The organism is Bradyrhizobium sp. MI1.10, assembly GCF_055811035.1.
In genome coordinates this window covers 58,934-84,169 of the sequence record NZ_JBVVPN010000023.1, presented here as the reverse complement: position 1 = coordinate 84,169, position 25,236 = coordinate 58,934, and the positions used below count along the sequence as shown (strand labels likewise).

The 25,236-nt window shown below is 65.0% G+C and carries 21 protein-coding genes and 1 tRNA gene; 2 read left to right on the top strand and 20 right to left on the bottom strand.

The annotated features are described in order from the left end of the window. Positions 1-85 precede the first annotated feature (85 nt). Both AC0L3K_RS23935 and AC0L3K_RS23930 read right to left on the bottom strand, forming a co-directional pair. Positions 86-162 (bottom strand) — tRNA-His (locus tag AC0L3K_RS23935). Between the two features lie 194 nt (positions 163-356). Continuing rightward, complete coding sequence (locus tag AC0L3K_RS23930) at positions 357-788, bottom strand: phasin (RefSeq protein ID WP_007596705.1); 432 nt, start codon at positions 786-788, stop codon at positions 357-359. A 650-nt stretch (positions 789-1,438) separates the two neighbouring features. Here AC0L3K_RS23930 and AC0L3K_RS23925 point away from each other — a divergent pair. Next, entirely contained in the window at positions 1,439-4,822 is a 3,384-nt protein-coding gene (locus AC0L3K_RS23925; protein WP_473367012.1) for a PAS domain-containing protein, read from the top strand. A 130-nt stretch (positions 4,823-4,952) separates the two neighbouring features. Here the strand turns inward: AC0L3K_RS23925 and AC0L3K_RS23920 are convergent, their stop codons facing one another. From AC0L3K_RS23920 to AC0L3K_RS23870, 11 genes are all read right to left on the bottom strand, one after another. Continuing rightward, positions 4,953-6,125: a thiolase family protein gene (locus tag AC0L3K_RS23920; protein WP_275172497.1), complete on the bottom strand. Its 1,173-nt coding sequence runs from the start codon at positions 6,123-6,125 to the stop codon at positions 4,953-4,955. 153 nt (positions 6,126-6,278) lie between these two features. Continuing rightward, complete coding sequence (gene serA, locus AC0L3K_RS23915) at positions 6,279-7,868, bottom strand: phosphoglycerate dehydrogenase (RefSeq protein WP_204512347.1); 1,590 nt, start codon at positions 7,866-7,868, stop codon at positions 6,279-6,281. A 112-nt stretch (positions 7,869-7,980) separates the two neighbouring features. Continuing rightward, complete coding sequence (locus AC0L3K_RS23910; RefSeq protein WP_473367011.1) at positions 7,981-9,153, bottom strand: phosphoserine transaminase; 1,173 nt, start codon at positions 9,151-9,153, stop codon at positions 7,981-7,983. Between the two features lie 79 nt (positions 9,154-9,232). Continuing rightward, positions 9,233-9,424: a hypothetical protein gene (locus AC0L3K_RS23905; protein WP_246649176.1), complete on the bottom strand. Its 192-nt coding sequence runs from the start codon at positions 9,422-9,424 to the stop codon at positions 9,233-9,235. 174 nt (positions 9,425-9,598) lie between these two features. Continuing rightward, entirely contained in the window at positions 9,599-10,063 is a 465-nt protein-coding gene (locus tag AC0L3K_RS23900; RefSeq protein WP_473367010.1) for a GNAT family N-acetyltransferase, read from the bottom strand. 24 nt (positions 10,064-10,087) lie between these two features. Then, positions 10,088-10,678, bottom strand: a complete 591-nt coding sequence (locus tag AC0L3K_RS23895; RefSeq protein ID WP_007596718.1) for a glutathione S-transferase family protein — start codon at positions 10,676-10,678, stop codon at positions 10,088-10,090. 70 nt (positions 10,679-10,748) lie between these two features. Then, positions 10,749-11,570 (bottom strand): outer membrane protein, encoded by an 822-nt coding sequence (locus tag AC0L3K_RS23890; RefSeq protein WP_007596719.1) that lies wholly within the window; start codon positions 11,568-11,570, stop codon positions 10,749-10,751. 167 nt (positions 11,571-11,737) lie between these two features. Then, a complete protein-coding gene (locus AC0L3K_RS23885; RefSeq protein WP_007596720.1) occupies positions 11,738-12,583 on the bottom strand; it encodes an outer membrane protein in 846 nt (281 codons plus the stop codon). 235 nt (positions 12,584-12,818) lie between these two features. Continuing rightward, positions 12,819-14,069 carry an MFS transporter gene (locus AC0L3K_RS23880; RefSeq protein WP_473367009.1) on the bottom strand — a complete coding sequence of 417 codons (1,251 nt, stop codon included), beginning with the start codon at positions 14,067-14,069 and terminating at the stop codon, positions 12,819-12,821. Between the two features lie 228 nt (positions 14,070-14,297). Then, positions 14,298-15,641 carry a phosphoglucosamine mutase gene (glmM, locus tag AC0L3K_RS23875; RefSeq protein ID WP_007596723.1) on the bottom strand — a complete coding sequence of 448 codons (1,344 nt, stop codon included), beginning with the start codon at positions 15,639-15,641 and terminating at the stop codon, positions 14,298-14,300. A 218-nt stretch (positions 15,642-15,859) separates the two neighbouring features. Then, entirely contained in the window at positions 15,860-16,027 is a 168-nt protein-coding gene (locus AC0L3K_RS23870) for a hypothetical protein (RefSeq protein WP_007596725.1), read from the bottom strand. Positions 16,028-16,158: 131 nt separating this feature from the next. Here AC0L3K_RS23870 and AC0L3K_RS23865 point away from each other — a divergent pair, with 131 nt between their 5' ends. Beyond that, a complete protein-coding gene (locus AC0L3K_RS23865) occupies positions 16,159-17,295 on the top strand; it encodes an alpha-hydroxy acid oxidase (RefSeq protein ID WP_007596727.1) in 1,137 nt (378 codons plus the stop codon). Positions 17,296-17,449: 154 nt separating this feature from the next. Here AC0L3K_RS23865 and AC0L3K_RS23860 read toward each other — a convergent pair whose 3' ends face one another. From AC0L3K_RS23860 to AC0L3K_RS23830, 7 genes are all read right to left on the bottom strand, one after another. Continuing rightward, positions 17,450-18,073: a single stranded DNA-binding domain-containing protein gene (locus AC0L3K_RS23860; protein ID WP_354202444.1), complete on the bottom strand. Its 624-nt coding sequence runs from the start codon at positions 18,071-18,073 to the stop codon at positions 17,450-17,452. 15 nt (positions 18,074-18,088) lie between these two features. Continuing rightward, positions 18,089-18,715, bottom strand: coding sequence for a hypothetical protein (locus tag AC0L3K_RS23855; protein ID WP_007596731.1), 627 nt, complete (start codon positions 18,713-18,715; stop codon positions 18,089-18,091). A gap of 67 nt (positions 18,716-18,782) precedes the next feature. Then, a complete protein-coding gene (locus tag AC0L3K_RS23850) occupies positions 18,783-19,616 on the bottom strand; it encodes a shikimate dehydrogenase (protein ID WP_354169290.1) in 834 nt (277 codons plus the stop codon). A 92-nt stretch (positions 19,617-19,708) separates the two neighbouring features. Beyond that, complete coding sequence (locus tag AC0L3K_RS23845; protein ID WP_473367008.1) at positions 19,709-21,463, bottom strand: SulP family inorganic anion transporter; 1,755 nt, start codon at positions 21,461-21,463, stop codon at positions 19,709-19,711. A gap of 109 nt (positions 21,464-21,572) precedes the next feature. Then, positions 21,573-21,845 (bottom strand): helix-turn-helix domain-containing protein, encoded by a 273-nt coding sequence (locus tag AC0L3K_RS23840; protein WP_007596742.1) that lies wholly within the window; start codon positions 21,843-21,845, stop codon positions 21,573-21,575. Positions 21,846-22,172: 327 nt separating this feature from the next. Next, the gene (locus tag AC0L3K_RS23835) at positions 22,173-24,221 is read right to left on the bottom strand and encodes an elongation factor G (protein WP_007596743.1); all 2,049 of its coding nucleotides are present in this window, start codon (positions 24,219-24,221) and stop codon (positions 22,173-22,175) included. Between the two features lie 152 nt (positions 24,222-24,373). Beyond that, positions 24,374-24,853 (bottom strand): DUF992 domain-containing protein, encoded by a 480-nt coding sequence (locus AC0L3K_RS23830; RefSeq protein ID WP_354169286.1) that lies wholly within the window; start codon positions 24,851-24,853, stop codon positions 24,374-24,376. Between the last annotated feature and the right edge of the window lie 383 nt (positions 24,854-25,236).

Sequence of the window (25,236 nt, the reverse complement as noted above, 5' to 3'; positions counted from 1 at the left end):
GTGATGTAGGATGTGCGCGCGACCTAAAATCGCTTCCCAAAGCGATCCGAACAGACCGTGACTGCTTCTAGTTCGTTGGAATCATTGGTACAGTTGGGTGGGCTCGAACCACCGACCTCCTGTTCCACAGACAGGCGCTCTAACCAACTGAGCTACAACTGCATCCTTGCGAGCCGCCCGAGGGGCGCCCTTGATAGGGCCGGTCACCGAGGGGGGCTGGACGGGGCGGAAACTAGGTGCAACGGGCGTTTTTGGCAAGGCCGCAACACCCTCAAAACGTCCCGCGAACGAGGTTATTTCCAAAGCAAAACCCGGGCTCTAGGCCCGGGTTTCTTAATTGAGACGGCCGCGCCGGATCAGGCGGCGGGGTAGAGCTTTGCGGCGGAGGCCTTGATCGGCTCGGCGGCCGCGGTGGCAGCGCGCTGGGCGATCTCGGCGAGCTCCCGGGCCTGGGCCTGGAAGGTCTCGAGCTGCGCCTTGGAATGGTTGGTCCACAGCGCGAACGCATCCTGCGGCGCCTTCACGCTGAACAGCTCCTGGGTGAAGTCGAGATGGGCCTTGGTGTTGGCCTTCGCGAACTCCATCAGCTTGGCGGTGTATTCGCTCACGCCCTTGTGGGCGGAAGAGAACACGGCCTCGACGGTGCCGTTGTGGGTCTCGGCGGCGTCCTTGAACTTGGCGTAGTTCTCGCGGGCCTGCGACACGCCCTTTTCGGCGAACGCACGCATCTGCTCGGGGACCTCGAACGGAATGATCGAGGCAGAAAACGGATCAGTCGCACCTGTCATGGTTTGTCCCTCACACTAATGAAAAAACGGAGTGAGCCTTCAGGCGCGCCCGCCGGCCAACCGGGTGACGGGTGCGAAGACTGGAAACACGAAACGAATGATGGCTCGCCCAGCGCGGGGACCATGGCTGCCTAAAATGTCAACATTGTGCAACGCAACGGGTTTGGAGGGTGCATTGCAAAATTTAATCTCGGGGAGGATGAGGTTCCCGGGCAGGGGAACCGGTGGTTGAGGGGGTTTGCGACGGCCAGCAGCGCTCTCTCCGTTCCCTCCCCCTTGTGGAGGAGGGTCAGGGAGGGGGGTGCCACACGGGGATTCTGTCCGTCGCGCTCTGGGCCTCGGGGCTACGACTGACACCTTTTGCTGGGCTTACCTCTCTCCCTAGCCCTCCCCCACAAGGGGGGAGGGAACGCAGCTTGGGTGGGGCGCGAGTTCGGGTTGATGCGACTGACCATTTGCCACGCGCGAATCCTGCGGATGCAGCGCTGGCACGCCTTGCGGGGTCGGGGACATTAAGGTTATCGCGGCTTTAGGCCTTGGCGCCTAGGCTTGGGACGTGGACCTGCCCGCGGCTGCGGGCGATACTAACCCTTTCTTAAGGCTGCCATTCCCGGCAGCCATGCGCACAAGCGGGACGCGAAGCCGGTCGGATGACGAGTTCGGATTTCCAGTTGCGAGGCGTGGGCGATCCCCGGCTGGCCGTGCACGCGACCTCGCCGCTGCCCGCCTGGCTCTGGTCGATCGACGGCACGCGCGTGCTCTGGGCCAATCCGGTCGGGGCAAGACTGTTCGGCGCGGCCAATGCCACGGCGCTGGCGGAGAAGATTTTCGGCCCCGCCGACAGCCACCGCCGCCAGATCATCCGGCTTGCCGGCCGGCTGCCTGCGAACGGCGCGATCCGGCTCGAACGGCTGCGCGGCTTCGGCGCGCGGCTCGGCACGCTGATGACCTGCGCCTGTGCCCGGCTGGACTTCGCCGATGGCGGCCGCGCTGTGCTCGTTACCGCGATGGACCCGGGCTTGCGCACCATGCCGCTGGTCGAGCGCCTGCTTCGTCTCGTCGACGGCGCCAAGACGCCGATGGCGGCGTTCGCGCCCGATGGCCTGTTCGTCGGCGCCAGCGAAACGGCCCGCACCCTGCTCGGCTTCCGCGATCTCGGCGAAGCCGGCCTCGACCGGGCGCGCAGCGACGCGCTTCGCCAGGGTCGCGCCGAGACGCCGATCGGCATCGGCCAGATGGTGCTGCAGCGGGTCGGCAGTGGGGCCGATGTCGGGCTGGTCGCGCTGATCGAGCCTGCGGTGCAGCAGGCGGCGGCTGCGAGCGTGGACGTCGAACCCGAGGCTGCTGAAGACACGGCGCGCGAAGACATCGCTCAGCCTGAGCCTGCGCCGCCCCCTGCTCCCGCCGCCGTGCCGGAGCATGTGCAAGCCGCGCCGTCGCACGATGCGCCATCCGAAATCGCGCTGTTCGACGCCTTTGCCGAGGACGCGCCGGAAGCCACCGGGGCGATTGCGCACGAACCGCCCGCGCGCGAGCCGGTGACGGAGATCGTCTCGATCCAGCAAGCCGTCGAGCAAGCGGCCGAGGCCGCGCCAGAAACTCCGGTTGAAAACTCGGCCGAAGCCATGGTGTCGCCGCAGGCCGCGCCGACCGTAACAGGCATGGTCGAGCCGCCGTCGGGCCACGAAGAGCCGCCCGCACCGCGTCAGCATCCGCTGCGCTTCCTCTGGAAGGTGGATGCAGAGGGCCGCTTTGTGCTTCTGTCCGACGAATTCATCCGCCTGATCGGCCCGCGCACGGCCGCCGGCTTCGACCGCCCCTGGCACGAGATCGCCGACGCATTCGCGCTCGACCCTGAAAGCCGCGTGGCGCAGGCGCTTGCGAGCAAGGACACCTGGGCCGGGATCACCGTGAACTGGCCGGTCGATTGCGGCGAGCATCTGCCGGTCGAGCTTGCCGGACTTCCGGTTTATGACGGCGAGCGCAATTTCGCGGGCTTCAGGGGATTTGGCGTCTGCCGCGATCTCGATGGCCTCAACCGGCTCGATGCGCTCAGGCGTTTTGAGCTGCTGGCCGAACCGCAGGCGCCGCAAAGCCTGTCCGCCGATATGGTCGAACCCGAGCCAGAGGCGCCGCCTCCGCCGATCGAGCCGCCCGCACCTGAGCCTGAGCCTGAAGCTGAACTGCCCGAACCCGCAACCGACGCGAATTCACATCCAACCGATCCGGAAACGCCAGTGGAAACGCCTCCCAATGTCCTGCCGTTCCGCGCGCCCGGCGACACGCGATCGCCGACGCTGACGCCGGTCGAGAACAGTGCGTTCAACGAGCTTGCCCGGCAATTGTCCGAGCGGCTCGAACGCGACAAGGAAACCATCGCGGCATCGGCTGAACCGCCGGATGCCGAGATCACGCCCGAAGCGCCGACGCCGGAGCCCGAGCCCAAGTCTGAGACGCCGCACACGCCAGCCGAATGGCTGAGCGCGCCCGCGCCGCCGGCGCACGGCCACAGCCCGCGCGACCGCGCGCTGCTCGACCTGCTGCCATCAGGCATCCTGATCTACCGGCTCGACCGCCTGCTCTACGCCAACCCCGCGTTTCTCGCGCGCATGGGCTATGCCAGCCTGAGCGCCCTGGAGAACGCCGGCGGGCTCGATGCGCTCTATGTCGAGCCGGGTGTCTCCGCGGCCAGCAGCACGTCGCAAGCAGGCACGCCTGTCACGATCAGCGCGACGCTCGCCAATGGCGAGGCGCCGCTGCCGACCACCGAAGCGCATCTGCACGCGATCGACTGGGACGGCGAGAGCGCGCACGCGCTGATCTGCGCGCTGCCGCAAGCAGCACCCGCTGCGCCCGTCGTTGCGGAGACCGTGATCGCAGAGACCATTGTCCCCGAGACCTTCCCGCCCGAGCCCGACGTCGGCGAGGCGGACGCGGAAGATCTCGCCGCGATCCTCGACACCACGGCCGAGGGCATCGTGATGTTCGATGCCGAAGGCAACATCCACGCCTGCAACCGCAGCGCCGAGGCGCTGTTCGGCTATGACGGCGAGACGCTGATGCAGCAGAATCTGGTGACGCTGTTCGCGCCGGAGAGCCAGCATGTCGTCATCGACTATCTGGAAAACCTCAAGAGCCAGGACATCGCGAGCCTGCTCGACCACGGCCGCGAGGTGCTGGGGCGCGAGAAGAAGGGCGGCGTCATTCCGCTCGCGATGATCATGGGCCGCACCCGGCCCGACGGCCCGAACTTCTTCGCCGTGTTCCGCGATCTCTCGCAGAGCAAGCAGGGCGAGAGCGAGCTGACGCAGGCGCGACGCCTGGTCGACGGCGCGGCCAATGCCAAGGCCGACATGCTGGCGCGGATCAGCCACGAGATCCGCACGCCGCTCAACGCCATCATCGGCTTTTCGGAGGTGATGATTTCGGAACGCTTCGGCACGCTCGGCAACGAGCGCTACGGCGAGTACATGAAGGACATCCGCGCCTCCGGCGAGCGCGTCATCGCCATCATCGACGACCTGCTCGAGCTGTCGCGGATCGAGACCGGCAAGCTCGACCTCACCTTCGCCAACCTCAACCTCAACGATCTGGTCGAGGCCTGCGTGGTCGTGATGCAGCCGCAGGCCAATCGCGAGCGCATCATCATCCGCACCTCGCTCGGCCATGCGCTGCCGCAGGTGAGCGCGGATGCGCGCGCGATGCGGCAGATCACCATGAACCTGATCTCCAACTCGATCCGGCTCGCCAGCGCCGGCGGCCAGGTCATCGTCTCGACCGCCCTCACCGACCGCGGCGAGGTCGCACTTCGGATCCGCGACACCGGCCATGGCCTTACCGAGCGCGAAGTCGCCGCCGCGATGGAGCCGTTCCGGACGCCACCGCCCGGCGACGCCGAGGACAGTTCGGCGCTGAGCCTGTCGCTGACCAAGGCCCTGGTCGAAGCCAACCGCGCCCGGTTCAACATCAAGAGCGCGGCGAACTCCGGCTCGCTGATCGAGGTGGTGTTCGCACCGGCGCTGGCGCAGGCTTAGCCTTCGCCACATCGTCGTCCCGGCGAAGGCCCGGGACGACCCGCGTTGAGAGAGCCCACAAGCACAAATCGCCCAAACAAAAGGGCACGGCGCTTGCGGCGCCGTGCCCTTCGCAGTCCTGTCGTCTGTCTCAGCTATAAATCTCGAACAGTCCCGCGCCGCCCTGGCCGCCGCCGATGCACATGGTCACGACGCCCCATTTGGCCTTGCGGCGCTTGCCTTCCTGGAGGATATGGCCGGTGAGACGTGCACCGGTCATGCCGAACGGGTGGCCGATCGCGATCGAGCCGCCGTTGACGTTGTACTTGTCGGGATCGATGCCGAGCTTGTCGCGCGAATAGAGACACTGGCTGGCGAAGGCTTCGTTGAGCTCCCACAGATCGATGTCGTCGATCTTCAGGCCATGACGCTTCAACAGCTTCGGCACGGCAAAGATCGGGCCGATGCCCATCTCGTCCGGCTCGCAACCCGCCGCCGCCCAGGCGACGAAGCGGCCCATGGGATTGAGGCCGCGCTTCTCCGCGTCCTTGGCTTCCATCAGCACCACGGCCGCGGCGCCGTCCGACAGCTGGCTGGCGTTGCCCGCCGTGACGAACTTGCCGGGACCCCTGACGGGCTCGAGCTTGGCGAGACCTTCCAGCGTGGTCTCGGGCCGGTTGCACTCGTCGCGGTCGACGACGTAATCGACGATCGACTCCGCTTTGGTCGCCTTGTCGACCACTTTCATCTTGGTCTTCATCGGAACGATCTCGTCCTTGAACTTGCCCGCCTGCTGCGCGGCGGCCATGCGGCGCTGCGATTCCAGCGAATACTCGTCCTGATATTCACGGCTGAGATTGTAGCGCTCGGCGACGATGTCGGCGGTGTCGATCATCGCCATGAAGATCGCCGGCGCCGTCTTGAGCAGCTCGGGATCGATCGATTCCTTCGGCGTGCCGCCGCCCGGCATCGAGATGCTCTCGACGCCGCCTGCGACGATGCAGTCGGAACCGTCCGAACGAATCGAGTTGGCGGCCATCGCGATGGTCTGGAGACCGGACGAGCAGAACCGGTTCACCGAGACGCCCCCGGTCGATTTCGGCATTCCTGCCAGCAGCGCGGCCTGGCGGCCGATGTTCGGCGCGCCATGAGCGCAATTGCCGAGATAGCAATCCTCGACATAGTCCTTCTCGACGCCGGCGCGGTCGACCGCGTGGTGGATGGCGTGGGCCGCGAGCGACATCGGCGGGGTGATGTTGAACCCGCCGCGGCCGGATTTCGCGAGGCCCGTGCGTGCATAGGAAACGATGACGGCTTCACGCATTGTTTTCTCCCTTTTCGAACGATTTTGAACGGAGCGTCGGTCGACGTCTTCTCGGCGCCATTGGTACACAATGTCCAGCGGTCGCGGGAGAAATAAAAACGCCGCCCTCGCGAGAGGGCGGCGTTGTTCCGCGGGTCGGAATATGTCGGCGTATCAGAACGTCAGCGCCTTGACCTGCTTGACCTGCGGCAGGGCCTGCACCTTGGCGAGCAGATCCGCCGGCACGGCACCGTCGACCTCGATCAGTGCGATGGCATCGGAGCCCGGCGCGACGCGGCCGAGATGGAAGGTCGCGATGTTGATCTTGGCATCGCCGAGCAGGCTCGCGAACTTGCCGATGAAGCCCGGCTTGTCCTCGTTGGTCACGTAGATCATCGACTTGCCAAATTCAGCGTCGACGCGGATGCCCTTGATGTCGACCAGGCGCGGCTTGCCGTCGGCATAGACCGTGCCCGAGACCGACCGCTCCTGCCGCTCGGTGGTGACCGTGACGGTGATCAGGCTTTCATAGTCGCTCTGGGCGGCGCGGACGATCTCGTCCACCACCATGCCGCGCTCCTTGGCGACGACGGGCGCGGAGACGACGTTGACCTCGCCCAGCATCGGCCGCAGCAGGCCGGACAGCACGGCGGAGGTGATCGCCTTGATCTTCATCTCGGCGACGTGGCCCTCATAGGTGATCTCCACCTTGAGGATGCCGCTCTCGGTCAGCTGTCCGGCGAACGAGCCGAGCTTTTCGGCGAGCGCGATGAACGGCTTCAGCTTCGGGGCCTCTTCCGCCGTGATCGAGGGGAAGTTGACGGCATTCGAGATCGCGCCGGTGAGCAGGTAATCCGACATCTGCTCGGCGACCTGAAGTGCGACGTTCTCCTGCGCCTCGGTGGTGGACGCGCCGAGATGCGGCGTGCAGATCACGTTGGGATGACCGAACAGCACGTTCGCGGTGGCGGGCTCCTCGACAAAGACGTCGAAGGCGGCACCTGCGATGTGCTTGGAATTCAAAGCGTCGACCACGGCCTGCTCGTCGACGAGGCCGCCGCGGGCGCAGTTGATCAGGCGCACGCCCTTCTTCATCTTGGCGATCGCGGATGCGTCGATGATGTTCTTGGTCTTCTCGGTCAGCGGGGTGTGCAGCGTGATGAAGTCGGCACGCTTCAAGAGATCGTCGAGCTCGACCTTCTCAACGCCGATGTCCCTGGCGCGTTCCGGCGACAGGAACGGATCGAACGCGATCACCTTCATGCGCAGGCCGAGCGCGCGGTCGGCGACGATCGAGCCGATGTTGCCGCAGCCGACGACGCCGAGCACCTTGCCGGTGATCTCGACGCCCATGAAGCGGTTCTTCTCCCATTTGCCGGCCTGGGTCGAAGCGTCCGCCTGCGGAATCTCGCGCGCCAGCGCCAGCATCAGGGTGATGGCGTGCTCGGCGGTCGTGATCGAATTGCCGAACGGCGTGTTCATCACGATGATGCCCTTGGCCGTGGCGGCGGGAATCTCGACGTTGTCGACGCCGATGCCGGCGCGGCCGATCACCTTGAGGTTGGTCGCCTTCTCGAGGATCTTCGCGGTCGCCTTGGTCGCCGAGCGGATCGCGAGGCCGTCGTAATTGCCGATGATCTCGGCGAGCTTGTCCTTGTCCTTGCCGAGGTTGGGCTGGAAGTCGACCTCGACACCGCGGTCTTTGAAGATCTGTACGGCGGCGGGAGAGAGCGCGTCGGAAATGAGAACTTTGGGTTTGGTCATGGGAATGTGTCCTCTGCCTTCCTCAAGGGAAGGGCCTTAGACCGGATTGGATGAATGTCTCGGAGCACTTCTCCCTCCCCCCGTTCTTACGGGGAGAAGCGAAGAAAGAAACCTACGCCGCCTTGGCGAGCGCGGCCTTGGTCTCGGCAAAAGCCCAGTCGATCCACTGGGTCAGCAGCGCGACATCGCTGGCCTCGACGGTGGCGCCGCACCAGATCCGCAGGCCGGCGGGCGCATCGCGGTAGTAGGCGAAGTCGTAGCCCGCGCCTTCCTTCTCGACCAGCGCCACCAGCTTCTTGGAGAAGTCGGCCTGCGCGTCCTCGGAGAGCGAGGTGATCGCGGGATCGGTGAACTTCAGGCACACCGAAGTGTTGGAGCGGATCGCGGCGTTCTTGGCGAGGAAGTCGATCCAGGGCGTCTTCGCCTTCCAGTCGGCGAGTACCTTGGTGTTGGCGTCGGCGCGCGCGATCAGCGCCTTCAGGCCGCCGATCGACTTGGCCCAGGTCAGCGCGTCGAGATAATCCTCGACGCAGAGCATCGACGGCGTGTTGATGGTCTCGCCGACGAAAATGCCTTCGTTGATCTTGCCGCCCTTGGTCATGCGGAAAATCTTCGGAAGCGGCCAGGCCGGCTTGTAGGTTTCGAGCCGCTCCACCGCGCGGGGCGACAGGATCAGCATGCCATGCGCGGCTTCGCCGCCGAGCGCCTTCTGCCAGGAGAAGGTGACGACGTCGAGCTTGGCCCAGTCGAGGGGTTGTGCGAACGCGGCCGAGGTGGCGTCGCAAATGGTCAGGCCTTCGCGGGTCGCGCTGATCCAGTCGGCGTTCGGCACGCGCACGCCCGAGGTGGTGCCGTTCCAGGTGAAGACGACGTCGGACTTCGGATCGACCTTGGAGAGATCCGGGAGTTCACCGTAAGCCGCGTTGAGCTTGGTGACGTCCTTGAGCTTCAATTCCTTGACGATGTCGCTGACCCAGCCCTCGCCGAAGGATTCCCAAGCGAGCGTGGTGACGGGCCGCGCACCCAGCATCGACCACAGTGCCATCTCGACCGCGCCGGTATCGGACGCCGGCACGATGCCGATGCGATAATCGGCGGGCACTTCGAGCACCTCGCGCGTCAAATCGATCGCGAGCTTGAGCTTGGTCTTGCCGACCTTCGCGCGATGCGAACGGCCGAGCGCTGCGTCCTTGAGGTTTTGGGCATTCCATCCGGGGCGCTTGGCGCAGGGGCCGGAGGAAAAATGCGGCACGTTCGGCCGCGAAGCGGGCTTCGCTACAGTCATCGTCTACCCTTCCAGATAGTAAGCCTCCCGTTGGGGGGAGGTGTCCCGCCGCGGCTGATACGGGAATCGGGAAGACCAGTCAAGGAAGTTCCGGGACCTCACGCGCGAATGATGGCGCCTCCGGTGCGATTTTAGGGGATTCGACCACGGCCAGCGCGTTCAACAAGTCCGTGGCATCGTTGATCAATTGCGCGGCGCGGCGCCGGCTGCCGACTTTCAAAATGCATTTGTCATTGGCCTGCACGACGTAGTCGTTGCCGACCTTGATCATCGAATAGCTTGTCATCGAAATCCCCGAACCGACCGAGCCCGGTTTCAGACGCTCGCGTAGCACCGTTCGTTCCTGGTTCCACGTGAACGTCGAACGGGTAGTTTATCAGCTCTTAACATGAACGTATGCGCGATCCGATTTCACTGATCGCGCAACGCTCATTGGCGTGCTGCGTCAAAAGCGGACAGTCATGCCGACGTGACTCGCCGTGAACCCAAGCCGCTTGTAGAAGCGCTGCGCATCTGTTCGCGTCTGATGCGTCAGCAGTTCGACGAGATTGCAGCCGCGCGCTTTCGCTTCCGTCATCGCCCATTGCGCCAATTGCTCGCCGATGCCGCGGCTGCGGCAATCGGAAGCAACGCGGACGTCTTCGAGCAAACCGCGCAAGCCGCCTTGCGAGCTGAGACCCGGCAGGATCGCGAGCTGCAGGCAGCCGACCACCCTGCCCTCGCTCTCGGCAACTACGAGCTGGATATTTTGATCGCGCTCGATCCGCGCGAATGCCTCGTAATAGGACGCAGGCAACGGGTCTTCCACGCGCTCGCGTGCGCTCCCGAGATGATCGTCGGCGAGCATCGCCACGATCGCAGCAACATCCTCACGGCGCGCGGGACGAATGGAAACGGATTCGGTGTTCATTGAGTTACTCCTGCCTCAGCGCGCCTAACGCACCTTGGGAAGCCCGAGAAAGGTCTCGGCTTCGCCGATCCAGCGGCGGATGGCGGCATAACGACCGAGATCGAAGCCGCCTTCATGCGCGACGCGCGTATAGGCAAGCAGCGAGACGTCGGCGAGCGAAACTGCATCGCCGGCGAAGAAGCGGCTTGCCGCCAGATGCTGCTCCATGCGATCGAGCGCCGCATAGCCGCGCTTGACCTTTTCAGGGTCGAGCTCGGAGGCGTCCCTGCCGAGATAGACGAGCTGGAAGCGGCACACCGCGATATAGGGCTCGTGGCTGTATTGTTCCCAGAACAGCCATTCGTCCATCTTCGCGGCAGTGAAGGCATCGCGCGGAATGAGCGCACTGTCGCGCGCGAGATAGCGGATGATGGCATTGGATTGCGCCAGCGTGCGACCTTCGTCGAAGGCCACCGTCGGCACCTGGCCGGCGCCATTCATCCTCAGGAATTGCGGCGTGCGGCTTTCGCCCTTGCGAGTGTCGATCTCGATCCACTGATAGGGCAGCGCGAGCTTATCGCAGACCCACTTCACCTTCAGACAATTGCCGGAATTGGTATCGCCGTAGATCCGCATCGCTGCCCCCGCGTTCGGCGACAGAGCATCAGGACGGAGGCGGCCTGTCAATCGGCGGCGCGCACGCGCGTCAGAACTTGTAGCCGAGACCGGCGCGGACGGTATTGATGCTGGTGTCGACCGATGACGTGAAGCGAACGTATTCCCACTCCGCCCGCAGAAACAGGCCTGCACACAGCATCGCATCGACACCAATACCGGTGGAGTAGCCATAGATCAGGTGACTATAGAGACCATCTGTGGCGGACAGATTGACATTGATTGTTTGAAAGGGCGCCGACTGGTTGAACTGAGTCCCGGTGATCTCGGCAGTCTTGGTGATGTTGGCTTGCCCAAGTGCAATGCCTCCGAACAGATAAGGCAAGAAAGAGCCGACGGCGTAGCCGCCGCGAATGCGGAGCGTTCCCATATCGGAGATCGCTATCGAGCTCGTGCTTTTGTACGTGATGTCGTCCAGAAAACTCAGAGGATCGACAAAGGAGCGCCCCATGGTGCCGGTCGCCGAGCCGCCGAACTTGCCATGTATGTAATTGACCTCGACGCCGAGCACGACATCGTCCCATTGCCCGTTGTAACCGGCGAAGGCGCCATAGCCATGACCATGTGATGACACCTTGCCGCCGCCCACTGGCCAGCTCGATACCTGTCCACCGGCTTCGATCGAAGTATTGGCAAGCAAGGCAGCCGCAACAGTTCTAGTAGAACCGGTGAAATTCATATCGGATGTCCCGTAGCTTCCCTGGGCGCCGATATAGCTTCCTTGCCAGTTGACGTTGGAGTTGCTCAAGCCGTCTGTGAAGCCGCCGCGCAGGATCGGCAGGTCAGAGAGATCAGCCGCGTGCGCCGCAGAGATCGTCCCCAACATCGCCGCCGCCAACAAAAGCCTACGCATCGAACGCTCCATCGAACTCGAACTTTCGCTCGTGATCATGGCTCGTTAACCTTAACCAATGGTTGCGTCGGAGCCTTTCGTCGCCGTTCGCCATGAAAAATACGCAAAGCAAAACGGCGCGGGATGATCCCGCGCCGTTAAGAAATCCTAACCGATCAGGCTGACGATCAGCCCTTGGTGACGAGCGGCGGCATGTAGGCCGGCGGGCTGTCGAGATTCCAGCGCACGCCGAGCTTCAGGTCGTGCGAGGTGATGTCCTTGAACTTGAAGACGTTGCCCGTGGTTCCCCCGGTGTAGGTCGACAAAACACCGGTTTGCCCCTCACCCATATCGACATAGCTATAGGCAAGTTCGAGGACGAGGTTGGGATTGACCTTGTATGCGAGACCCGCGTGGGCAGCCCACGCCAAGTTCCACTTCGAACCGGTCGGTGCGCTCGAGAAGCTCGCGGTCGAGAACGCAAGATCGTTGATGCCGGTGTCGGTGAAGTTCGAGATGGAGACGCGTGCGCCGCCAACGCCCGCGCCGATGAACGGCGTGATGCACCACCAGGTGCCCAGGTCGACATACGCGTTCGCCAACACCAGCCATTCGGACTTGGATGCACTGTAATTGTCGATCCCGCTGTAGGGCACGCCGCCCGCGGTTCCGGTGAAACGATCCGTTCCCTTGAAATTCGAATTGCCGCGATACTGCCCGGTCACGTCCGCGCGGAACCAATTGTTGAACCGGTAACCCGCGCCGAGCCCAAAGATGCCGGCCGTGTCGAACGACGCCTGCTGATTGAACGAGGTGAGCTGCGAATAGGCGGACTCGCGACCGTAGTGGAGATCGCTTGTCTTCTGATTGCTGAAGCCGACGTCGCCGCGCAGATACCAGCCACCGAAATCGGCGGGCGGAGCCGGGGGCGCGTACATCGGAGGGGGCGCCGCGATCGGCATGTCGGCGGCGAACGCCATCGATGAGATCAGGGTTGCCGCACCCGCGGCAAGGAGAGACTTAACGCTACGCATTGGCTTCGTCCTTTTGGCCGGTGAGGCAAATACGGCGCCTCACGTTCTGGAAACTCACGGCCCGGACGATGCCAGCAAATGTTTAAGCGCCACTTAACCCTAATTTTTAAGGTTGATTTTTTCTAACTGCACACGCGCGTGCGGCGCGAGCGTTGCAAAAATGCAGCGCAAATACGACGCCGTGGCCGCATTTCCTAACGATGTATGAAGCCGCGTTGCAGCAAGACAGGATATGTTAACGGGCGTGCCGCGGCAGCTTGGGCAGGAACACCGCAAGCAGGCCGATCGCCGGGAGGTAAGCGCAGACCTGGTAGACGAACGCGATCGAGGTGTGGTCGGCGAGCTTGCCGAGCACGGCGGCGCCCAAGCCGCCGATGCCGAAGGCGACACCGAAGAACACGCCGGAGATCATGCCGAAGCGATGCGGCACCAGCTCCTGCGCGAACACGATGATCGATGACGTCGTCGAGGAGATGATCAGGCCGATGATCACTGATAGCACCGCGCTCGCATAGAGCCCGGCATAGGGCAGCGCCAGCGTGAACGGCAGCGCCCCCAGGATCGAGATCCAGATCACGATCTTGCGGCCGAAGCGATCGCCCAGGGGACCACCGAGAAAAGCGCCGACCGCGTTCGCGGCGAGGAAAATGAAGAGATACATCTGCGCGGCTTGCGTCGACACGCCGAAGCGGTCGATCAGATAAAAGATGTAGTAGCTCGACAGGCTCGAGACGTAGAGCTGTTTCGAGAACAGCAGCGCGACCAGCACGAGGAGCGCAACGACGACGCGACGCGAGCTCGGCGCGTCGGGATGGGCTTGAGCGACCGCGGTCTTCTTCGCCTTGATCTGCGGTTCGTACCAGCGGCCGATGCGCCAGAGGATGAGGATCGCGAGGAAGGCGATCGAGGAGAACCAGGCGATGCTGCCCTGCCCGAACGGCACGACGATGAGCGCGGCGAGCACCGGTCCCATCGAGGTGCCAAAACTGCCGCCGAGCTGGAACACCGATTGCGCAAAACCGTAGCGGCCGCCGGAGGCGAGCCGCGCGATGCGCGCCGATTCCGGGTGAAACACCGCCGAGCCGAGGCCGACCAGCGCGGCGGCGACGAGGATGACGAGATATTGGTGGGCGGCACTGAGCAGCAACAGACCGAAGAAGGTCGAGGCCATGCCGATCGACAGCGAATAGGGCTGCGCCTTCTTGTCGGTGTAGTGGCCGACCACCGGCTGGAGCAGCGAGGCCGTGAACTGGAAGGCCAGCGTGATCATGCCGATCTGCGCGAAGTCGAGTGCGTAGGTGTCCTTCAGGATCGGATACACGGAAGCGATCAGCGACTGCATGGTGTCGTTGAGAAAGTGCGAGAAGCTGATGCCGGCAAGTACGACATAGGCCGGCCCTGCGGCACTTTTGGCGGCGGGCGCGACGTCGCTGACGATGACGGGCTCGGTCAGCGCTTCCTCTGAGACGACGACTGGCTTGTTCAATGGAGCATCCCGGCCGGCGCGGCAGATTGCCGCGACAAGCTAGTTACGCTGCGCGCGGCGAGCGATCCACCGCCAATCGTCGATGGCTGGGATGCGCTTCGCTCTTCCCGCCTGAGGGAGTTCGTAGCCCGGATGGAGCGCAGCGCAATCCGGGGCCGTTCGCCCGTTGCACGAATCCCGGATTTCGCTGCGCTCCATCCGGGCTACGATCGTGCTTCGCGATGCGCCTCAGGCCGCGGCCTGCCCGAGTGCGGAAACGATGGTGTCGACGACGTCCTCGACCAGGATGCGATCCTCGCCCTCGCCCATGACGCGGATCACCGGCTCGGTGCCGGAGGAGCGGATCAGCAGGCGGCCGTGGCCGTTGAGCCGCTGCTCGCCGTCGGAGATCGCCGATTTGACGTCGGAATTGTCGAGCGGCTTGCCGCCCTTGTGACGGACGTTCTTCAGAATCTGCGGCAGCGGATCGAAGCGGTGGCAGACTTCCGACACCGGCCGGCGCAGCTTCTGCACCACGGCAAGCACCTGCAATGCGGCCACGAAGCCGTCGCCGGTGGTGGCGTAGTCGGACAGGATGATGTGGCCGGACTGCTCGCCGCCGAGATTGTAGCCGCCGTTCAGCATCTGCTCGAGCACGTAGCGATCGCCGACCGGCGTGCGCACGAGATCGAGCCCCTGCGCATTGAGGAAGCGCTCGAGCCCGAGGTTCGACATCACGGTGGCGACGATGCCCGATCGCGACAGCCGGCCGTCTTCCTTCCAGCTCTGCGCGATCACCGCGAGCAGCTGGTCGCCATCGACGATGTGGCCGCGCTCGTCGACCAGGATGACGCGATCGGCGTCACCGTCGAGCGCGATGCCGATGTCGGCGCGCATCTCGCGCACCTTCTTCGACAGCGCTTCCGGCGAGGTGGAGCCGCATTCCTTGTTGATGTTGAAGCCGTCGGGCTCGACTCCGATCGCAATCACGTCGGCGCCCAGCTCCCACAGCGCTTCCGGTACCACCTTGTAGGCGGCGCCGTTGGCGCAATCGACCACGACGCGCAGGCCGTCGAGCGACAGATCGCGCGGCAGCGTGCGCTTGGCGAATTCGATGTAGCGATCATGCACGCCATCGATGCGGCGGGCGCGGCCGAGGCTGGCGCTCTGGGCAAGACGCTTGTCGATGGGCTCGTCGAGCAGCTGCTCGATCTGCTTCTCGACGTCGTCGGAGAGCTTGAAGCCCTGCGGGCCGAACAGCTTGATGCCGTTGTCCTCGAACAGGTTGTGCGACGCGGAGATCATCACGCCGAGATCGGCGCGCATCGACTTGGTCAGCATCGCGACCGCCGGTGTCGGCATCGGGCCGACCAGCAGCACATCCATGCCGACCGAGGTGAAGCCCGCAACCATGGCGTATTCGATCATGTAGCCGGACAAGCGGGTGTCCTTGCCGATCACGACCCTGTGGCGGTGGTCACCGCGCTGAAACGCCAGGCCTGCGGCTTGGCCGACCTTGAGCGCGAGCTCCGGCGTGATCAGCCCGTTGGCGCGGCCCCGGATCCCGTCCGTCCCGAAATATTTGCGGCTCATATCGTCCCCCACGCGACAACCAGGGATCCCAAGACAACCTGCGGGTGCCCTGGCGGGACCCGCATCCCTGATTTGCTGAGGTCTTATAAAGCCATCGCGGCTAACTTGGCTTCAAAAAATATGATGAATCATTACGGAACCGGACGTACCCCGGCCCCGATAACGCCTTGTTAACGTTATATTTCCGGTGAGGACGCCGGAACAGGGCGGAACCGCGCCTAGTCCGAGCGCTTCACATGGCCGTCCCCGCGGCTCGGCGCCGGCTGGGTGACATTGACGGGATCGGAGCCCGGAAAGGTCTCTTCCAGACCTTCTTCCAGCGCCTCCTCGAGATCATGCTTCTCCTTGATCTCCTCCGGCGTCGGTCCGGTGTGCGGCCTGGTCATGGCGCCCTCCTCCAAAAGATTTTCAAACGATTTGGCTGTGCATCCAACCATGCTAGATGACCCCTCGATCTTCCGATGCAAGAGTCTTCCAGTACAAGACTCTTGATAGAAGACGGGCCGGGGAAACGTTCATGAAGCACATCACCTGTATCGACGATCTTCGCACACTGCATCAGCGCCGCGTGCCGAAGGCGTTTTTCGATTATTGCGACCGCGGCTCCTACGCCGAGGAAACGCTGCGCGCCAACCGCGATGACATGCAGGCCATCAAGTTCCGCCAGCGCATCCTGGTCGACGTCTCCAAACGCGACACCGCGACCACGATCCTCGGCGAGCCCTCGACCATGCCGCTGATACTCGCGCCGGTAGGCCTGCTCGGCATGCAGCATGGCGATGGCGAGATCCATGCCTGCCGCGCCGCGCAAGCCGCCGGTATCCCGTTCACGCAGTCGACGATGTCGATCTGCTCGATCGAAGACATCGCGGCCAGTGTCGAGAAGCCGTTCTGGTTCCAGCTCTACGTGATGAAGGACCGCGGCTTCATCAAGGAACTGATCCAGCGCGCGATCGCGGCGAAATGCTCCGCGCTGGTGCTGACAGTCGATCTCCAGGTCATCGGCCAGCGCCACGCCGACATCAAGAACGGCATGACGGTTCCGCCGGAATGGTCGCTCTCGAAGCTGATCGACTTTGCCACCAAGCCGACCTGGGTGTCGGGCGTGCTCCGGGGCAAGCGCCGCACCTTCGGTAACATCGCCGGACATGTGAAGAACACCGGGGATCTCAATCGCCTCGCCGAGTGGACGGCGTCGCAGTTCGACACGTCGTTGAACTGGAAGGACGTCGAGTGGGTCCGCAGCATCTGGCCGGGCAAGCTGATCATCAAGGGCATTCTGGACGTCGAGGACGCGGAGGAAGCCGCCAAGACCGGCGCGCAGGCTCTCGTCGTATCGAACCACGGCGGCCGTCAGCTCGACGGCGCGCCGTCATCGATCGAGGTGCTGCCCGAGATCGCCGAGGCGGTCGGTGACAGGATGGAGATCATGTTCGACGGCGGCATCCGCTCCGGTCAAGACGTGATGCGCGCGCTCGCGCTCGGCGCAAAGTCCTGCATGATCGGCCGCGCTTACGCCTATGGCCTGGGCGCCGGCGGCCAGGCCGGCGTCGCCAAGGCGATCGACATCATCCAGAAGGAGCTGCTCACCACCATGGGCCTGTGCGGCGTCAACAGGATTGACGAGATCGACGAACATATCATTGCGATGTGAACCGCAGCGGCAGTGCTGTAGGGTGGGTTAGCTCTGCGGCTGCGCGAAGCGCGGTCGCTGAGCGTAACCCACCAACTTCGGTCCGCATTTGCGGAAGCATGGTGGGTTACGGCTTCGCCTAACCCACCCTACAAATCTCCGCTTGGCGCGCTCCTCACATCGGCGGCGTCACCCCATCGCGACCGACGTTCACCCGGTTGGCTTCCAGCGAACCATCGTCCTTCTTCACCGCGCCGAAAATGATCAGCTTGGCGCCGGGCTTGAGCTCGGATTTGTCGCTGGCGACGAAGGTGACGATCGGCGTGTCCGGAGGCACCACGACTTTCTTCTCGCCGTCCTTGTACTTGACCGTGATGTTCTGGCCATCGGTGCCCTTCACCGTCTGCGCCACGGTGGCGTTGGTCATGGTCGAGTTGGCGCGCGCGTCCCAGGGACGAAAACCTTCGGCCGCGCCGCGCTGGTTTTCGGGGAAGATGTGCACCGCGATCGCCTTCTGGGTGCCGTCGGGCTCGGGCAGGCCGGTGACGCCGATATAGGAGCCGTCCTTGATCTCCGACAACGACGTCTTCACCACCGCGAAGACGGCGACGTTGTCGGTCATGCGCACCTTCACGTCGCTGCCTTCGCGGGTCTTGATGCCGAGCGTGTTGCCGTCGACGCTCTCGATGGTGCCGCGGATCCGGACCGTCGGCGTCTGCTGCGCCAGGGCGGATGACGTGACGATGCAGGCGGCGAATGCGGCCGCGCCGACGCGTGATATCCAGCTTCTCTTCGACATGTTGTTAGTCTCCATTTACATTGGCGGCGTCAGGCCGTCGCGGCCGACGCTGACGCGGTTGGTTTCGAACGAGCCGTCCGGCAGCTGCTTCATGAAGGCGATCACCTTGGCGCCGGCCTTCAGATCGGATTTGTCGCCGGGCACGAAGGTCACCACCGGCGTATTGTCGGCGACGAACACCTTCTTCTCGCCGTCCTTGTACTTGACCAGCAGCGTATGGCCGTCATTGCCGACCACGCTCTCCGACACGGTCGCATTGGTCATGCTGGAGTTGGGCTTGAGGTCATAAGGTCGCGAGCCCTCGCCGGTGCCGCGCATGCTCTCCGGAAACACGTGGACCTCGACCGCGTTCGCGCCGCCGTCCGGTCCCGGCACGGTGGTGGCGCCGACGAAGGAGCCGGGCTTGATGTCGGCAAGTGAAATCCTGGTAATGCCTGACACGTTCACGTCGGAGGCGATGTGCAGCTTGACATCCTCGCCGCTGCGCGCCTTGACCTGCATCGTGTCGCCATTGACGCTTTCGATCGTGCCGCGGACGCGCGTCGGCACCGGCGCCCTTTGCGCAAGTGCCGAGAGGGTCGAGACGGCCACCATCGCGACGGCAATGAGCGGACGTGTGAAAGTTGCACGTTGAACAGACATGACGGTCTCCGATTGTCCCTATTGTCCCCTTACGGACATAGAACTCCGGAGGTTACGCGCTATTCTCTCAAGTCTTTGTGAGATCGGCCTCGACCAGCGCACGCAGCTCGGCCGTGACCTGCGGCCGCTGGCCGAACCACAGCTCGAAGCCGCGGACCGCCTGATGCAGCAGCATGCCGAGCCCGTCGGCGGTCTTCAGCCCGCGCGCCTTTGCGGCCGCGAGCAGCGGCGTCGCCAGCGGGACATAGACGAGATCGGCGATCACGGCGCCATCCGGCAGGCGCGCCACGTCAAGGTCGAGTGAAGGCTGACCGTGCATGCCGAGCGAGGTCGTGTTCACGAGAAGTCTTGCACGCGACAGGATGTCATCGATCCCGTCCCAGGCAACAGGATGCACCTTCGGCCCGAACTCGCGTGCAAGCATCTCGGCCCGGGCGATGGTGCGGTTGGCGAGATGCACGCGGCTGATGCCGCGTTCGAGCAACCCGAACACGATGGCGCGCGAGGAGCCGCCGGCGCCGAGCACCAGCGCCTCTTCGGCTGCGTCCCAGCCGGGCGCGCTGGCATCGAGATTGCCGATAAAGCCCTCGACGTCGGTGTTGGTCGAGCGCAGCTCGCCGTCCGCAAACCACAGCGTGTTGGCCGCACCGACCGCCCGCGCGCGGGCATCGGGCGTCGAGAGCTCAAGCACGCCCTCCTTGTGCGGGATGGTGACGTTGGCGCCGACGAAGCCGCGCAGCGACAGCCGCAGCACGAAGTCGCGCAAATTATCGGGTGGAACCGCCTCGATGACATAGCCGCCCTCGATCCCGAGCGTGCGCAGCCAGTAACGATGGATCAGCGGCGAGCGCGAATGCGCAGCCGGCCATCCGATCAGACAGGCTGCGGGAGCCTTGGTCACGGTCGTCCTCCCCTGGGTTCGTTTCGGAGGCGATCCATTTCGCGTCCCGCAGGCCCTGTCAAGCGCGCGGGCGTCTCGGGAGAGGCTCGGCGTCAGGTCGTGCCCGCCTCACCGGCCGCGGGGTGCGCCGCGCCGCCCTTGATGTCGGCGACCGCACGCGCGATGGTCTCGCGATAGCGGGCGCGTGGCGGCGTGACGCCATGGGTGAGCAGCGCGCGGCGAACCGTTGGCGATGCCCCCGTGATGAACAGCCGGATGCCCTGGCGGTGGGCCTTGGCGGCGACGCGGCCGAGCACGTTGGCCGCGGTCGAATCCAGGAACGGCACCGCGGCGAAATCGACCACGAATCCCTTGCGCTTGTCGGCGATGCCGTCGAGCACGCCGCCGATCGCCGAGGCTGCACCGAAAAAGAATGCGCCGGTGATGCGATAGACCAGCACGTCGCGATCGACCGCGAGGGCGGGGTCGTAGGGCACGCGCCCGCCATTATCGTCGTCGGGACGATCGGCGGCCACCAGCGGCGAACGTTCCTCGATGCCGGTCATTTCCGCCATGCGATGGATGAACAGGACCGCGCCAAGCGCGAAGCCGACCAAAATGCCTTCGGTCAGATCGCGGAAGATGGTGAGCAGGAAGGTTGCGAGCAGCACGACGGCATCGCCCCATGACGAGCGCAGCAGCGTCGCGAATTCGTGCTTCTCCGCCATGGTCCAGGCCACCACGACGAGCACAGCGGCGAGCGCGGCCAGCGGGATGTAGCTCGCGAGCGGCGCTGCGATCAGCATGAACAGCAGCAGGAAGACCGAATGCAGCATGCCCGCGAGCGGCCCCCGCGCGCCGGCGCGGATGTTGGTCGCGGTGCGCGCGATCAGCCCGGTGACGCAGATGCCGCCGAACAGCGCCGCGCCGACATTGGCGGCGCCTTGCGCCACCAGCTCGCAATTGGAGCGGTGACGGCGCCCGGTCATGCCGTCGGCCACCACCGCCGACAGCAGCGATTCGATGGCGGCGAGCAGCGCGAAGGAGATCGCATCCGGCAGCACGGCGGTCGCCTTCGCGAGCGAGAACGCAGGCAAGGCCGGCGAGGGCAGTTCGCGCGGAATGCCGCCGAAGCGCGAGCCGACGGTCTCGACCGGCAGCGACAGCACGGCACATGCGACCGCCGCGAGCACGACCGCGATCAGGATACCCGGCCAGGACGGCAGCCAGCGTCGCAGGCCCGCGATGATGGCAATGCTGACGATCGCGACCGCGACGGCCGACGGATTGACGGTGTGCAGGCCCCCGGCGAGCGCGACCAGTTTCGGAACGAACTCGCTCGGCTCCTTCGCGAGGAGCGTGATCCCGCCGAGATCGCGCAGCTGGCTGGCGAAGATGATGACGGCGATGCCGGCCGTGAAGCCGACCGTCACAGGATACGGAATGAACTTGATATAAGTGCCGACCCGCAGGAAGCCCGCAGCGATCAGGAACAGGCCCGCCATCAGCGTGGCCAGGATCACGCCATCAACCCCGTGACGGTCGGCGGTCGCCGCAACCAGCACAATGAAGGCGCCGGCGGGACCGCCGATCTGGAATCGGCTGCCGCCGAGCAGTGAGGCAATGAAGCCGCCGACGACGGCGGTGTAGAGTCCGCGGTCCGGCGTCACGCCCGAGGCGATCGCGATGGCCATCGACAGCGGCAGCGCGACGATCGCGACCGTGAGGCCCGCGAACACATCAGCGCGGAAATCCGCTAGGCCGTAGCCCTCGCGCCATACGGTGACGAGCTTTGGCAAATAGAGTTCGGTAAAGGTCGGCCGACGAAGCTGGTGCAGCTTGCCTGCGTGTTCGCCAGTGATGCTCATTTCAGCAAAATGCTCCGCTGCCCACAACGCTCCGATGCATCGTGCGGCCGCGTATCGGGGCGCGACGGTGCGTTAGTCAAGACTGCTTCCGAGCATGATCATTGCGGGATCATGCTCCCACCCGACGCGGCGGCCCCGGCTCCTTGAGCCGAACGCCGCGTCCGCCGCCTTCGCTGCGCACCTGTTCGCCGATCAGCTCGACGCCGGCCCGATCAAAGGCTTCGACCACCTTCATCAAGGTCTCGACCACGCCGCGGACGTTGCCGGTGCTCGCCTCCATCCGCTGAATGGTCGGCAGCGAAACGCCTGCGAGCTCCGCCAAGGCCCTCTGGTCAATGCCGAGCAGCGCGCGCGCTGCCCGCATCTGGAACGACGTGATCACCTTGGCCTCACGTTTCAGCCTTTATAAGTAATATCTGAAGCATGTACAATGATGTAAAATACATCATTCAAGGCCGTGCGCAAGCCCTTAACCTCTCCCCGCCTTTTCGCGGGGAGAGGTCGGATCGCCCCGGCGATGCGAAGCATCGTCCGGTGCGATCCGGATGAGGGGCAGGCCACGGTGGCGCTACCGGCGAATGTCCATCCGACTGGTCAAGTCTACGATTTAGATCGCACTCGCGGAGGCAGCCCCTCACCCCACCCTCTCCCCGTAAAGGACGGGCAGAGGGTGCGAGAGAGTGATGCGTCCCTTACTTCGGCAGACCGATCACGCCGCGTGTTGATGCGCGGCGATGATCTGGTCGGCGGCGCGCCCCGTGACTTCGGCCATGTGGTCGAACTGGCGGGTGAAGCTGCCGGCGCCTGCCGTGGCCGAGCGCAGTTCGACGATCAACTCGCCGATCTCGGCTTCCGGCATCATGGCGCGGACGCAGTCCCATCCGCTCCAGCCGTCGCGGGTGTCGAAGCCGAGGATCTGGCCGCGCCGTGCCGATAGGATTGCGTTGATCTTGGCGGTGGCGTCGGTCGGGCAGACGATCTCGACCACGTGGATCGGCTCCAGCAGCACCGACTGGCATTGCGGCAGGCCCTCGGTGAGCCCGACCCGCGCCGCCGTGCGGAAGGCGAGGTCGGAGGAATCGACGCTGTGATAGGAGCCGTCGGTCAGCGTCACCTGCAAATCGGTGACCGGGAAACCGAGCGGGCCGCGGGCGAGCCCGTCGACGACGCCCTCTTCCACCGCGCCGATGTAGTTGCGCGGCACCGCGCCGCCGACCACCTTCTCGGCGAACTTGAAGCCCTCGCCGCGCGGCAGCGGCCTGATGTCGAGCACGACGTCACCGAACTGGCCATGCCCGCCGGACTGTTTCTTGTGGCGGCCGCGCTGGACGATCGGCTTGCGGATGGTTTCCTGATAGCCGATCGCAGGCGGATGCGAGGCGACCTTGACGCCGAAACGATCGCGCAGCCGCTCGCTCGCGACGCGCAAGTGCATCTCGCCCTGACCCCACAGCACGGTGTCGTGGGTCTGGGCGTTCATCACGAAGACGAGCGAGGGATCCTCCTCGTGCAGCCGCATCAGCGCCTGGCCGAGCTTGACATCGTCCTTGCGGTCGGTGGCCGCAACCGAGATCGCGAGCACCGGCGGAGTGGGCTCGCTGGCGGCAAGCGCTGCCGGCGGGGTCTTGCCGTTCGAAACCGTGTCGCCGGTCTTGATCGGGTCGAGCTTAGCGAGCGCCACCGTGTCGCCGGCTTCCGCCGCGGCACGCTTGGTGTCGTAGGCCCCGGTGACGGCGAGGATGCCGGAGATGCGGCTGACCCCGCCGGAGGAGGATTGCAGCGTAGCACCGTCGTCGAGATGGCCCGCGAGCATCCGCGTCAGCGAGAGCTTGCCGCCGTGCTGCGAATGCAGAGTCTTGAAGACGAAGCCGAGGACGTCTCTGGTCTCGGGAACGCCGAGACGCTTTGCGGTCTCCGCGATACCGGGCGCCTCGTGGCGCAGCGCTTTCATCAAACGCAGCACGCCGTTTTCGCGTGCGGCGGCGCCCAGCAGCACGGGGCAGATCAGCCCGTCGCGCAATTCGCGCGCGAGATCGTCGAACACGGCGTCGCGCGGCGGCTGGATGTCCTCGAGCAGCTGCTCCATCAGCGCATCGTCATGATCGGCGAGCTTCTCCAGCATCGAGAAGCGGGCCTCCTTCTCGCGATCGAGATCGCCGCCTTGGAGCGCGACGACTTCGGAGGCCTTGTGCTCGCGGTAAATGAACGCACGCTCCAGCGCGAGATCGACGAAGCCCTCGATCAGCTCGTCCTTCCAGATCGGGATCTGGCGCAGCACCAGCGGCACGCGCGAGGCGGGCTGGAGTATCTCGAGCGTCTCGCGGATGCGCTTGTTGGCGCGGTCGATCTTGTTGAGGAACAGGAAACGCGGGATCTTCAGTTCTTCCAGCTCGCGCAGAATGATCTGAAGCTGCGGCAGCTTCTTCTCGTCGGCTTCGCAGACCACGATTGCGGCATCGACCGCGGGCAGCGCGGCGCGCATGTCGTGGGCAAATTCGACGGAACCGGGACAATCGAGGAAGGTGTAGCTGTCGCCCATGAAACTCGTGGTGACGGCAGTCAGCCCGACGGTCATCTTGTGATGACGGGCCTCTGGCGCGGCGTCGCCGACGGAGGTTCCGGCGTCGACGCTGCCGGCGCGCGGGATTGCGCCGGTTCGCGCCAGGATGGCTTCGAGAAGTGTGGTTTTACCGCTTTGGAAAGGGCCCACCAGCGCGATGCACCGTGGACCTCGGGGACTTCTGACGTCTTGTCCCATTCGCCGCCTCCTTGGTGTGGAGCTCGGCCCATGATTGGGTCGGCAAACGCCGATGCTCTGCCCGTCCCCGAGATTTGGCAAGCATCAAACGTCGCTGCGGTGCGTCGTTGCCGGAATCGCGTCGGAGCGACGCGATTCGCACACGGGAGTTGTCAACGGCCCGGGTGGAGTTCCAGACTCTCGAGGCCGGCGGCGACGTTGAGGCCGACCTGGCCCTGCACGCTGAGTGGCTGGAGCGCGATCGAATTATTGGAGCCGCCGACCAGCACGTTGCCGCCGAGGCCGACGCCGACCGATGCGCTGCCCTGCGCACCGGCGTAGGTGCCGGCGAGGTCGCCCGGGCCGAGCCGGTTCACCGGCGCGAACACGCCCCAGGCGAGTGCCGTTTCCTGGGTGATGCCGAGGTCGAGGCCCACCTTGCGGATCGTCGCGACGTAACGGTCGTCCGGCAAACCATCGACGCGCAGCACGCAGCCGAGATTGGTTACCGATCCCACGATGAAGCCTACGCTGGCGCCGCCGCGGCATTCGAGCACGCCCACCTGCACCATCCGGGACTGCGCGCTGGCGCCCGCAACGGAGGCAACGAAGCTCGCAACGGCAAGCCCGGCGAGGAGGAGTGAACGGCGCATGAATATCTCCGGCGATGAATGTGATGCGAGCAGAGAGAGCGCCCCACCCGTGATGCGCGATGGTCTATGCCACAATAGTTTTGGCGGTGCCAGATCGAACGCGTCTAAAAGCGAGTTCGCGGAGAGAGCCCCTCACCCCACCCTCTCCCCGTAAGAACGGGGCGAGGGAGTGCACGAGCAGTGTGTCCCTCACTTCATGGGCCCATCGAACTTCAACGGGACGCCGCGAGCGCCCTTAACCTCTCCCCGCTCTTTGCGGGGAGAGGTGGGGGGGGGGGGGGGGGGGGGGGGGGGGGGGCCCCCCCGCCGGGGGGGGGGGGGGGGGCGCCGCGGCCCCCCCGCCCGCCCCCCCCCCCCCCCCGCCCGCCGCCCCCCCAAAAAAA